Source organism: Nesterenkonia sp. DZ6 (assembly GCF_022565835.1).
Classification (GTDB): Bacteria; Actinomycetota; Actinomycetes; order Actinomycetales; family Micrococcaceae; genus Nesterenkonia.
This window is the reverse complement of the sequence record NZ_JAJOYW010000004.1, coordinates 145,920-158,862: the sequence shown is the minus strand read 5'-3', so window position 1 is coordinate 158,862 and position 12,943 is coordinate 145,920. Positions and strand designations below refer to the sequence as shown.

At 62.5% G+C, this 12,943-nt stretch carries 7 protein-coding genes; 2 read left to right on the top strand and 5 right to left on the bottom strand.

Annotated features, from left to right (window positions below; genetic code table 11):
* Positions 1-49 precede the first annotated feature (49 nt).
* Positions 50-2,788: a glycosyltransferase gene (locus LTH93_RS11065; protein WP_241470979.1), complete on the top strand. Its 2,739-nt coding sequence runs from the start codon at positions 50-52 to the stop codon at positions 2,786-2,788.
* Between the two features lie 58 nt (positions 2,789-2,846).
* Positions 2,847-4,895: an acyltransferase family protein gene (locus LTH93_RS11060; protein WP_370642754.1), complete on the top strand. Its 2,049-nt coding sequence runs from the start codon at positions 2,847-2,849 to the stop codon at positions 4,893-4,895.
* Positions 4,896-5,413: 518 nt separating this feature from the next.
* Here the strand turns inward: LTH93_RS11060 and LTH93_RS11055 are convergent.
* From LTH93_RS11055 to LTH93_RS11035, 5 genes are all read right to left on the bottom strand, one after another.
* Entirely contained in the window at positions 5,414-6,520 is a 1,107-nt protein-coding gene (locus LTH93_RS11055) for an O-methyltransferase (protein ID WP_241470977.1), read from the bottom strand.
* Complete coding sequence (locus LTH93_RS11050) at positions 6,513-9,002, bottom strand: glycosyltransferase (RefSeq protein WP_241470976.1); 2,490 nt, start codon at positions 9,000-9,002, stop codon at positions 6,513-6,515. The genes LTH93_RS11055 and LTH93_RS11050 overlap by 8 nt, the downstream gene beginning before the upstream one ends.
* Before the next feature lie 97 nt (positions 9,003-9,099).
* Positions 9,100-10,377 (bottom strand): nucleotide sugar dehydrogenase, encoded by a 1,278-nt coding sequence (locus LTH93_RS11045; RefSeq protein ID WP_241470975.1) that lies wholly within the window; start codon positions 10,375-10,377, stop codon positions 9,100-9,102.
* Between the two features lie 136 nt (positions 10,378-10,513).
* On the bottom strand, positions 10,514-11,758 hold the full coding sequence (locus LTH93_RS11040; RefSeq protein ID WP_241470974.1) for an ATP-grasp fold amidoligase family protein: 1,245 nt from the start codon (positions 11,756-11,758) through the stop codon (positions 10,514-10,516).
* 7 nt (positions 11,759-11,765) lie between these two features.
* Positions 11,766-12,911, bottom strand: a complete 1,146-nt coding sequence (locus LTH93_RS11035; RefSeq protein ID WP_241470973.1) for a hypothetical protein — start codon at positions 12,909-12,911, stop codon at positions 11,766-11,768.
* Positions 12,912-12,943 lie beyond the last annotated feature (32 nt).

The window sequence follows — 12,943 nt, the reverse complement described above, 5'->3', positions numbered from 1 at the left end:
CCACTGGGCGGCGCTCGGGGTCTTCATCGCGGTCGCGACGCTCAGCACGGTGGCAGCCGCTCTGCGGTGGTGGCCGGCCGTCGTCGTCGGGATCTCGGCGATGGTGCTGCTCTCGCTGGCGGTCTCCATCTACGGATTCAGCACCGTGTCCCGGCGGATGCTCGCGCAGACCGGAGCCATCTCCCGGCAGCTGCGCAGAGAACGCAAGACCGTATCTCGCGTCGCGCCGGAGCCGGAGCCGGAGCCCAGTTACGACTCCACCACGGCCTATTGGGCGAAGCAGGTCCGCTCGGTCAAGGGCCAGCTCCCTTGGTTCACCACACTGGCCATCCGCAACCGCTTCACGGGCGCGCGTGACGTCCTGGCTCACGCTGCCACGAACGGTCGTTGTGATTTCACCCAGCTCGGAGATCTGCTTGAGTCCTCGCGCATCCCCATGTACCGGGAGACCGTCGAGGAACAGCTCAGCGGCAACACATGGAAGCCGGGCCTGCTCAACCTGGCGCGGGTGCTGTATTCCCAGCGCTCCACCGAGATGGACCTGCTGGACGCCCTGAGCATCTATGAGCTGCTGCGCCGCGAGCACGGCTCGCAGGTCCTCTCCGGAGTGGACCGGTCGTACTTCGCCGACCTTCTGATCTGGAAGAAGCGTTTCCCTGAGGCCATCGAAGTGCTCGAGTCCGCACCCGTTCAGGGGACCGACCGGGGGTACAGTCAGGGATTCCTCAAGCTCAACGCCATCAACCCCAACGTGACCTCCGACGCGCGACGGCGCTTGGAATGGCTCGAATCCATGAACGCGCTGCTGAATGAGAGCGGTCTCAGCCCGATCGGCGTGAAGGATCCCGCGTCCCCCTCATTCTTCGAGCTCACCGCTGAGACTCCACAGGCCGCGATTCCAGTGGACGAGCAACCGCTGGTCAGCGTCATCATGCCGATCTACGAGCCCGACGAATCGACGGACCTCGCCATCCAGTCCCTGCTGCGGCAGAGCTGGCGCAACCTGGAGATCATCGTCATCGACGACGCCTCCCCCAGCCATGACCGCGGCGGAGTTCCCACCGACTATCGAGATCGGCTGCAGCGCTGGGCCGACAAGGACGACCGGGTGCGGTTGGTGCTCTGTGAAGAGAACCGCGGTGCCTACGCCGTGCGCAACGACGGGTACGACCTGGCCAAGGGCCTCTTCGTGACGATCGCGGACAAGGACGACTGGCATCATCCGCAGAAGATCGAGCTGCAGGCGACCGAGCTGCTCAACGACACCTCCGTCAAGGCGAACCTCGGCAACTGGGTCCGCGTCAGTGAAGACCTCGAGTTCCTCGTGCGCTGGGGCCCTGACCGGGTCGTCCATCCCAGCTTCGCCTCCCTGATGTTCCGCCGCGAGGAGATCCAGGAGACCCTCGGGTATTGGGACACCGTGCGGAAATCCGGTGACGGCGAGTTCAAGTTCCGATTCCAGCTCGTCTACGGCGTGGATCTGCAGCCGACGATGAAGGCGCCGCTCGCGTTCTCACTCATGGGCGCCGGGAATCTCACGAGTTCTGACCTTGGGCTGGGATACCGCCACGACGATCGGCACGCGTACCAGCGGGCCTACCGGGACTGGCATCGGCAGATCGAACGTGGCGAGGTCTCGGCGTACATGCCGAAGAACCCTGCCACCCGTCCCTTCGTCGCGCCGCCGAGCTTCCTTCCGCAGAAACCCACGGAACCCCCAGCCTATGACGTCATCTATCTCTCGGAGTTCGGCTTCGAAGCGGGAAACTCCAGCGTTCTGCTTCAGGAGATCACAACCTGCCTGGACGCCGGCCTGAAGGTCGGGGTGATTCCGATCGAGAATGGACTCATCCCTTCGGCATCGAAGCGTCACTTCATCCCCGCACTGGAACGCCTGGTCCTCGACGGACGGGTCGACCGGCTTGCCGTGGAGCAGGCCGCACAAACGAAGCTGCTCCTCATCAGGTGGCCGGCATGCATGCAGCTGGCGCTCGGCACCCGATCCCAGCTGGTGGCCGACCGGATTCTCGTGGTGGCCAACCACATGCCCTACGAGCTCGCCGGAGATCGACGCAGCTATGACGTGAGAGCGGTCACCCGGAATGTCTCCGCGACGTTCGGCGCAGCGCCAGAGTGGGCCGCGGAGAGCGAGCGGCTGCGGGAGTACATCCAGGACCTCGTCCCGTCCGGCCAGCTGACTGACGGCGCCTGGAAGGGCATCACCGTCCCGCTGGACTCGGAAGCCCGCAGCACCCGAACTCCGTCTGAAGACCGCCTCCCAGTGATCGGGCGGCATGGACGCGACCACCCAGGCAAGTGGCCCTCCAAGAAGGCTGACTTCCGCAACGTCTATCCGATCGACGGTTCGGTCGAGGTGGCGATCCTCGGCGGGGCAGGCACGCCCATCCAAGCCGGTTGGCTGCCCGCGGAGCTGCCGGAGACCTGGACGGTGTATCCCTTCAACGGAATCGATGTCTCGGACTACCTGCGCAGCCTCGACTTCTTCGTGTACTACCACAGCGATGACCTCGTCGAAGCATTCGGCATGGCCATCCTCGAGGCGATGAACCATGGCGTCGTCTGTGTGCTCCCGCCCCATTTCGAACCGGTCTTCGGCGAGGGCGCCGTCTACGCGACGCCGCGCAACGTCCAAGCGACCATCAGCGAGCTCTGGGATCCACAGCTCTACGCCACGCAGCGGCAAAAGGCGTTCGACTTCGTCCGCGCAGAATGCAGCCCCATCGCTTACATCAAACGGCTTCACGCTCTTGGGGTGGACCCTGCCTGACTATCGGGGACGCCATGTACGGAATGCAACGCACGAAGACATAGATGCCATACCTGCCGTGGATCCCCTACCCCTGACGCACAATCTTCCTGAACGCAGGTTCCGCCCAGAGCTCCACGGGGTCCGCGGCCTGGCCATCCTCGGCGTCGTGCTGTTCCACCTCTTCGGAGCAGGCCGAGTCTCAGGCGGCATCGACATCTTCCTCGCAGTCTCGGGCTTCCTCTTCACCGGCATGCTGCTGCGCGAGTCCGCCGCCGGCGGCGGCCCCATCGACATCGGCCGCTACCTCGCCCGGATCGCACGCCGTCTCCTGCCAGCGGCCGCCCTAGTCATCACCGTGACTCTGGCCATCGGACTCTTCCTGTTCCCCAGCACCCGGCGTGAGCAGCTCTGGGGTGAAGCCCGGGCGTCCTTGCTCTACTTCGAGAACATCGAACTGATCAACTCCCAGCTCGCCTACGGCGCCGCAGGACCCGACACCAGCCCGTTCCAGCATTTCTGGTCACTCAGCGTGCAGGGACAGTTCTACCTCGTCTGGCCACTGGTCGCCATCGCCGCGGTGCTCCTGGCCCGCAAGATCAAGAAGCCCGCCGCACACGTGATGATCGCACTGGTCGGGCTGATCATCGCGGCATCCTTCATCTTCACGCTCTACATGCAGACGATGGACCAGGACCAGGCCTACCTCATGACGCGAACCCGCTTCTGGGAACTTGCCTTCGGCGGCCTCCTCGCGCTCGTCGCCTCCTCGATCGCCCTGCCTCCTCGATTCCGCTTCCTCGCCGGCTGGCTCGGAATCGGCCTGATCCTCACCTGCGGTTTCGTCCTCGACGGGGCCTCACTGTTCCCGGGACCCTGGGCGCTGTGGCCGCTGGCTGGCCTCACACTGGTGATGCTCTCGGCCAACGGCGGGATCGGACCCCGAGAATCCAAGGCCAGCGCCGCGACGTTCCTCTCCAACCGCTTCTTCGCCTGGATCGGCAACATCGCCTACGGGCTCTACCTGTGGCACTGGCCGCTGCTGATCTTCTACCTCCAGGTGCGAAACCAAGACGCGATCGGCGTGCCGGGGGCTGCGGCCGTCTTCATGGTCTCACTGCTGCTCGCCTGGGCGACCTACCGGTGGGTCGAACAGCCCATGAGCAGAACGACACTGAGTACGCGAGTTCAACTCACCCGCGCACTCGGCATCTTGGTCGCCGCCGGGGCCGGTATCTCGATCGTTCTAAGTCAATTGACACCAGCGATACCTGAGGGTTATTCCATGGCGGGAGTCGACCGCAATCTGCACCCCGGTGCTGCAGAAGCCATGGCGAGCGCATCAAGCGAACCGAGTCCTGAGACTTTCCCATCACTCGATCTGCTCGCGAATGATCGCTCGATGTATTACTCCTGGGGCTGTCACCAGACCAATGAGAATCGGCCGGACACCGGCGAGGTACTTGTCTGTGCGGACCCGCACCCACCCGCTGAACCCAAAAAGACCATCATGCTCGCAGGTGGATCACATGCAGGTCATTGGTACAACGGTCTTCTACTGATCGCCGAGCAGAATGATTGGGAGCTACTAGTTTCAGACAAGGATGGGTGTCGCTTCCGTCACACCGGAGACATGGAAAGCGATGCGTGTTCCCGATGGAACGCAAACTTCGCGAAAACTGTGGCAGAGCACGAGCCAGATGTTGTGATCACAACGGGAACAAATCTGGGGCGCAGTGGAAGCGACGAGAACATTCCCGACGGGGCTACAGACAGATGGAAAGAAATCCTAGAGGCGGGCGCGGAGTTGCTGCTCATCCGAGGTACAGCGAGGCCCGATGAAGACGTTCCTGAGTGTTTGGCCGAGCAGCGACCGATCCAGGAATGCGGACCTACCTTCGAGTCCTACGATGAGGACAGTCCTCTCTTGCAGTACAGCAGCAGTTGGGAGGGCCTCTACAGCGTCGACTTAACGCCGAACATCTGTCCTGATGGGAGTTGCCCCGCAGTTGTGGGCAACGTTGCGGTCTATCGCGATAACAGTCACTTGAGCAGCTACTACGTCGAGACTCTGGCACCGTACATCGACCAGCAAATCCGTGAGGCCATGCCACATCTGTACGAATGATGTGCGGTCTCAGCTCCCCCCGGCCCGCAAAGTCATAGGACTGAACGTCGCACGGCGCGCGTACGGTCGTGGCTCCACTACGACCGTCGAATGCAGAGAGGGCAACTTCTGCCTGCGCCGACCGGAGTCGGTCCGCTCGATCCACGTCGGATCGTGATCGGCAGCTGGTCCCGGGTCTACCAGGAAAGACGATCCAAAACGTTCTTCTGAAGCATCGAGAAAAAGCTCTACATCGCCGAGCTGTCCCGCGGCCCCGACTCTGCCTATCGAACCGACCAGGTCACGACGACCCAGAGCACGCAACAGTTTCCGGGCTCAAAACTTCGATCCACGGTCGGCGTGGAACACACCCAGCGACATCGACGCGCCAGGCTGCGACGTTGTTGACCCGGCCCACGGCACTCCTCCAACGGAGCGTGTCCCAAGAAGACGTCCAACCCTGCCGTTGGTTTCGGAACGAAGGTTCGTGCCTCGCTCGTTGTCCCTGAAGCTTCACTGGCGCCGCTCGATTCCGTGAATCAGGTCCCGGTTCCTTTCCTCAGCACACCGAGCCGGCTCAGTCCCTCATCCTCCTGGACGAGGTCCGCAAATTGGCTGCGCCAGGATTTCAGAATCGCCACCTCACCGGCGCGGTGAGTGTCGTCAAGGACGACCGAGGCGCGATCAGAGAGCCTGTCCCAGAGGACCGGGACGGCGGGGAAACGCGCACGTGGACCCGTGGACTCTGGCGGGCCATCGACTATAACAAAGTCGATCTGATCCAGGTCGGCAAAAGCTTCGCTGGAGTACCACTCGAAGGTCTTACCTTCAAGGTCATACGTCTGCAGAGGCGCCACTCGGAGATCCACGATATCTTCGAGTCCGTGCCGCTGCAGGCCTTCTCTTGTCCGTGCCGCATACCCCTCAAGGTGGTCGAGTGAGACAAGCTGGATGCCGAGCTCGCGACAGAGGTACGCCATCCAAATCGTCGATGTCCCGCTGCCAAGCTCGAGAATCTGCCTGGGCCGCTTGGTTCGGATGAGGTGGAGCAGGTGCAGCAACGCCTGAGCGTCCAGGGCGTAGCCGCCGGTCGGTGGCATCGGCGCGTGTCTGCTGGACCCACCATCAGCGAAGAGCTGGAGGAGTGACTCGACCTGCAGGACGACTTCCCGGCTTTCCCTGGTGGACTGGTTGGTCAGCTTCTTCGCTGCATCCTCCATCGAGAGTCGCGAGACCTCTGTCCCGGCGAGGATCCGTCGCTCGGCCTCCTCGAGCCGTACCCGGAGCTGTCGAATTCGGTCGACATCGCTGGCTGACTTGGCGATGCGCGTTTCATTCTTGGTGTTCGTCGCTTTTGTCTCGGTCCTCATGACGGCGAGTTTCTCTTCGATCTTCACCTGTCGGGACGAGACCTTGGACAGCTCCCTGCTCGCCTTCTCATCTGCACGCTTGGTCACGGTAGAGGACCGGCGCAGTTCTCGCAGGATCGCATGTTGGACTCGCAGGACAAGCACGCTCAGGGCACCAAGCGTCAGGATGATCGCGAGAAGTGAGACCGTCAGTCCCTCCTCAACTCCTGCTAGCAGGACTGCCGCGATCGCCGTTACCAGCATCACGACGACGATGATCGCCTGTTTTCTAGACATTCCCAGCAACGAATTCTCCACTCTTGTCCGAGGACGCTTCATTCGATAAGACGGATTGGATCAGCTGTACAAATTCGGCATTGCGTATGAGACCTCGACGTAGAAGGTCAGCCGCTGACCTTCTGTGAGCGTTCATCGCCGCTGGAGATCTCCACAACTCGTGGATCCGTTTGGACACCTGAGGCGGAGTCGCATAGATCGCTGCCTTGCCGAACAGCGGCCGGAAAACATCCGGAAGAATCACTATGCAGCCGCTCGCGATGGCCTCAAGCGCCTCTCGCACTTCATGGGGCGCCGCCCGTGTGAAAGTCGGCACGTAGAAGTCGACCGCATTCAAGAATGCGCGGGCCGGCAAGTCCTGGTGAGGGAAGAGCACCCAGGAACTTGGCAGCTCGCTCACATCCAGAGCGTCCAACGCGTCATCGGCGTTGCCGCGGATCCACACATCTCCAGAACGGTCCACCGGCCAGAGGTGTTTGAACGTCTCCGGATCTTTGGGCCAGGCTTGATCGAGGACTCGGGCGTGACGACCGATGACGGGGCGGTCTCGACGCTGGGGTCGTGGTCTGCTCACCCACTGTTCATTCGAGAGTGCATAAGGGATGGTCTGCGCAAGCACCGAGCCACCCTGCCTACGCACACCCTCAAGAGCGGGCAGGCCTGCGGAAGTTGCGCCCCACACTGGCTCGGCCCTGAAGAGCCGACGTGCGTTCTCAGTACAGGATCGGACATCATAACCGTGAAATTCATCCCCGGTGGGGCTCTCATCGATGAGCATCATGAGCCGTTGAATCTCGAGATGGCATGACACGGCGGGCAGGAATTGGACGGTCCGCGGATCCCTGATCACCAACAGTCCCACTTCTGCTGCTTCGTCAAGACGGAGCAGACTCCATTTCCGGTCGTTGATTCCATCCTGGAGCGGCGTGATAAAGGGGCCCATCCGCTCAGCGCAGTATTTCCAAGAATCAAAGTGAACCACCCCGACCCGGAGTCCGGCTGCAGCAAGCAGATCCAGCTCGTCCAAGGCCGCCCTCTGCACACCCTCATCTCCCCTCCAGTCCGCAAGATATGCCACGTCCACCTGAAGAGGTTCGGGCTTCTCGAGCTGGAAGCGACCCGGTATGGACACCTCCAACTCTTCCAGGGGGGTTTCCGGACTGATATGGAGACTCCCGGAAGAGGCAGTGGAGTGCCAGCGGGCATACGATCTTCTGAAGCCCATTCTGCTCGGGTGGGACCACCCAGGAAGATAGTCTCCTCGGGAGAGTGAGTTCGGCAGCAGGCGAATCAGATAAAGCGGCGCCACCAGTCTGCCGACCGGCTCAGATGCTGCTGCGGAAACCCGCATTCGGAACTCCGAGTCTGCGGCCTTTCGAGCCGGCAAGTATCCCCCAACTCGTTCAACTGCAGTGCGTCGGACCATAAGACTCACCTCACAGGGTCTTCTGGGGTCTCGCCCCCTCCACGTCATCACGAGGTCCTCGTCAGTTCTCAACGCAGAAGTCATCACGCCTGGAGTGTCGGGGTTCTCCCTAAGGTAGTCGACTTGAGCGCGAAGCCTCTCAGGATGGGACCAGTCATCTGAGTCTTGCCCCGCGATCATGTCACCCGAGGCGATACGCATCCCCTCGTTTCTAGCGGTATACGTCCCCCCATTTCTGGCCATACGAACGACCCTCAGACGGTCATCCAGGGATTCCACCTCATCCAGGATGGGCTGGAACTCCTGCGGTGATGCATCGTCGACGATGATGAGCTCAAGTCTGCGCCACGTCTGCGCCAGAATGGAGTTCACGGCGGCAAGCAGGGTATGGCGCTCCGGTCTGTATGTTGTCATGATGACCGACACAAGCGGGGACTCTGCGTCTGTTCCGTGGGACTCGCCCTCGTATGCAGCCAGAAGTCGATCAAACGGCTGCGAAGACCCTTCAGTGACGCTGACGGGTAGCCAGCCGCCTTTGATGAATGGCCGATTGAATTCCTCGATCCACGTCTCATAGAATTTCGGCTCAGCGCGCAGGAAAGGGTTTTTAAGGTCACACTGGATGTATCCCTTGGTCACCCGGCGGAGGTCAAAGTTTTCCCCGATTCGGAGTTCAGCTTCCTCGAACTCTCTTTGTTCCATCAGAAGTTGGATCTCAAGAACGTGGAACCTTCGATACGGCTGAGATCGCCACAGGAGCCTATTCGTATGGCGCAACGCTGTCAGGGCGAACAGGGCATCACCGACATAGAGGTCTTGGAGACCGCATACGCGGGCGAGCTTGGCGAGCCAGAGCGGGTCGAGTCCGCGGAAGTCAGACTCCATCACCTGGCGTTGAATCTGCTCCCAGCTGGCTCTTCCTTCGCTGGCGGCGTAGGCGAAGATCTCTCGCATGTCTGGTGACCTGGCCTGGAGTGCGGCGCTCTCGGCCACTATCCCCAGACTTCGCGCGTCGGAGACATACTCCTCAAGGAGGTCGTCGGGCAGTGTGCTCATCAGCTGGCAGCTCCATCAGAGGCGTCAAGGGGCGGAACGATCCTGAAGTTCCGGTACCCGGAAACATGAACCGTTCGTCCTGGCGGGCGGCGACTCATTACAGCTTGTACACACCGGCCTGGCCGGCAACGACTCCGCGCGTGTCGAACAGCGTCTTGGAGAGACGAGCGACGTGATCCATGTCGTAGCTGGCATGGGCCTGCAGAAGCAGGACGAGATCTGCCTCTTCCAGCGCGGCATCGAGGTCTGGGACTCTGGACATGCGCTCCCCATCTATGTCCCACTCCTTCACCAGCGGGTCGTGGAAGGAGATCTCTGCGTTGCGCGCGCGCAGGATCTCCACGAGCGGCAGTGCGGGAGATTCGCGCTGATCGGCGATATTCGGCTTGTAGGTGATCCCGAGGATAAGGATCTTGGATCCATTCAGGGGTTTACGCTGCTCGTTGAGCAGCTCAGACACTCGGCCGACGACGTACTGGGGCATGGAGTTGTTGATCTCCTGCGCCAGTTCCACAAACCTGAACTGGTAACCGAGGGTCTTCTTGACCTGGAAGCTGAGGTAATTGGGGTCGATGGGGATGCAGTGCCCGCCGACACCGGGACCGGGTGTGAACTTCTGGAACCCGAAGGGTTTGCTGGCCGCTCCGCGGATGACCTCCCAGATGTCGATGTCCAGGTCGTGACAGAACCGGGCCATCTCGTTGACCAGCGCGATGTTCACGTGGCGGTAGGTGTTCTCGAGCAGCTTGGCCGTTTCGGCTTCCTTCGCCCCCGAGAGTGGGACCACAGTGTCCACGAACCCCTCGTAGAAGCGGGTGGCCTTCTCGGTGGCCTCCGCGCTGAGTCCTCCGACCAGCTTGGGCGTGTTCCTGATGCCGAATTCGGCGGACCCCGGATCGACTCGTTCAGGGGAGAAGGCGAGGAAGAAGTCCTTCCCGTGTACGCGGCTTCCGTTCTCGAGGATCGGCAGGACGATGTCTTCGGTGGTGCCCGGGTATGTGGTGGATTCCAGGACCACGGTGGCACCCGGCTTCAGTTCGACCGCGAGTGCCCGCGCAGCGGACTCCACGGCGCGAAGATCAGGTCCCCCGCCGTCATCGAGCGGGGTGGGAACTGCAATGATCGCGAAGTCGGCTGCCCGGAGCACCTCTGGGTCGGCGGAAGCTTCGTAGCCGGCAGCCAGCATGGCCTTCAGCTGGTCATCACTGAGGTCATCGATGTGTGAGTGTCCTCTGTTGATCGCATCAACTCGGTCCACGTTGATCTCGAAGCCGTAGACCTTGGCACCGCTTTCGACGACCGCTTCGGCCAGGGGCAGACCCACGTACCCCTGTCCCATCACTACGACGACGTCGCGACCTTCAGTTGAATTCATTGCAGCTCTTCCCATTTCGCGGTAGGTGTCGGATTCCAGTGCCCGGACCAAGGATCCGGCGACACCGCAGACTAGAAATTCTATAAAGGATTGACGTCATTCTTGCGCTGGAATCGCCGAGTCCGGCTGATCCCGATCAGGAGGCGCCGACAGTTCCCGCCTGACCAACGCCATGGTGGTCGGCGGCGCACCACTCGGCGCAGCGCGCTGTCCGTCTTGTCCAGTTGTCGGGGTGATGCATGTTGGCCTTGTTCCGCGCTTCGGGATACATCCAGGTGTACTCAGCGTCTCCGAAGAGGGTCCCAAAGGGGCGTCCCAGCATGAGGTCACGTTCAAGCGCGGCGGCTGCGTCCACCCAGGCCTGACCCATCTGCTGGTCGTGGCCCTGCATATAGCTCTGCTTGCCTCCGCTGGGCACAGATGTCAGCTCTCCCAGGACCGGCCCGGTACGAGTGGCATACATGTCCACGCGGATGAACGGCAGACCCACTGCGCGGGAGAGGTGACGCGCCGCCTCGACCAGCTCGGGCAGCTGGCTCGGCGCCTCGATCCCCGTGTCGTACCTGAGCCCCCGCCGGATCTCTCCGAAGGGCTCTCCGTGCGCGTCGAAGAAGCGGCTCGAGAAGTTCTCGCGTTCCATGTTTCCGTCGCTGGAGGACCGCATCACGTAGACCTGCAACACCTCTCCGTACGCGCAGTAAAGCTTGACGTCTTCCGGGATGGCCCAGCCGCTCGGGCTCTCCAAGAACTCCTCCGCGAAGAACGGGACTCGGGCTTTGCCCAGCGGGCCGAGAACCGTCGGCGGTGGGACGTCGCCGGTGAACCGTATGGTCCCGTCCAAGGATCGCCACCCATCGCTCACGCGTTCAAGTGGAAAGACCCCTTTGGCACTATGTCCGCCGTCCCCTTTCAGGACGATGCGGTCGGCAGTGACATCACGGAGGCTGACCTCGCTCGCGGCACCCCAGACCCCGGAGATTTGTGGCGTCCGGACCCCGTGGCTCTGCGCCAGAGAGTAGTTGCGCAGCTTATAGGGGATCTGGGCCATGGGGCTGAGGCCGCGGTTGCCATGTCTGAGCGCCGCGCTGTGCTGAGCCGCATATGCGGAGAGCAGCGCCTCGAAAGAGGGGGCTCGACGTCGAAGGCGCTCTGACCTCGCGAGCTGCTCGGCGGCTTGCAGCTCCTCGGTCAGGCGTTGAACCTGGGCGCTCGCCTCGGCCCGGTCGCTGCCACCCTGTTCGCGCGCCGCACTCAGCTGCTGTGTCAGCTTCACGCGCTCGCTCTCGACCGTGGCGAGCCGAGTCTCCAGAAATTCCAGCTTGCGGTCTCGCCAGGAGATCCCCGGGACACGTTGCACCATCCGACTGCGCAGGTTCTTCATATGCTCCCTAGGCTCTCTGGACGAACAGGTCGACTATCCCCTGGGCGACGTGACGCGAAGCGCCGAACGTCGGGTAAAGATGCAGTTGCTGACTGGCGCGATCATTGACCCCGATCACGACTCCCCGCGATGAGGTGATCCGCGGCACGGAGATGTCGACGCCTGCAGTCAGCATTCCCGGGATGGCCCACCGCGCCTCCACCGCCAGATCCTTCACAGCAGGATCAAGCTTGCCTGTGACATCGAGGCTCAGTCCACCACGACGGATGTTTGGGCTCTCCTGCAGCCGGCATACCTCTCCGGGGCGCGGTATGGCATCCGGCGTGAGTCCGAGTCGCTTGAGGCGGCCTTCCAGGATGGCCTCTCGCGGAGTCAACCTCCTGAGGAACGCGTGCTGCGCTCGCCACGCACGAAGCTCCTCGATGAGTTCTCCGATGGAGCGGGTTCCGTCTCCCACGACGAACATCGGAAGCCGGATCACCGCGCCCACCACCTTCTCCCCCGTCACGAACACCCGTAGCGCCAGTCCGGCATCGTCGGGCTCCACGAGGATTCGTTCGACCCCGTCCTGTGTCGGCGTTGCGGGGTCCCATGGACGGGGCGGTTCGGCTTCGGTCGCGGCAGCCGCCGCGGAGCGCCAAGCGGTGATGAACCGCTTCTCTTGCCCGACGCCAGTGGACACGCCTGCACCTGAGGTCCGCCCGTTGGGCTTCACCGCGACTGGACCGTCGATCGACTGGGCATACGCCGCAGCGCTCAACTCGTCGTCCGCGGCAAAGAGACGCCCATCTGGCACGGGCAGTCCGGCGCTCGCGAGATGCTGCTTGACGGAGCTCTTCGTCAGCAGGATCCGCTCGGCCAGGTCACTGGTCAGGGAGGTCCCGTCTCCGTCCCTGCCACCGATGACCTTCCCGTCCCGCGTGTACACCCGGCAGCGGTCGCTCACCTTCGAGCCCTTGACGCCGCGACTCTTCAACGGCGTCCAGAAGATTCCTGAGGTGTCCAAGATTTTGGTGGGTCGATTGAGCGAGGAGAGTCTCGGCAGGATCTCCTCCGCGATGACCTTCTCGAGGGGGCTGTATCCGTCGGCCCCGGAGGCAACCACGGAGGTGGGCCATGACAGTGCAGGCGCGTCGGTTCGGGTCTCGGGCATGGGTTCCATAGTAAATGCAGGAGGGCCCGGTA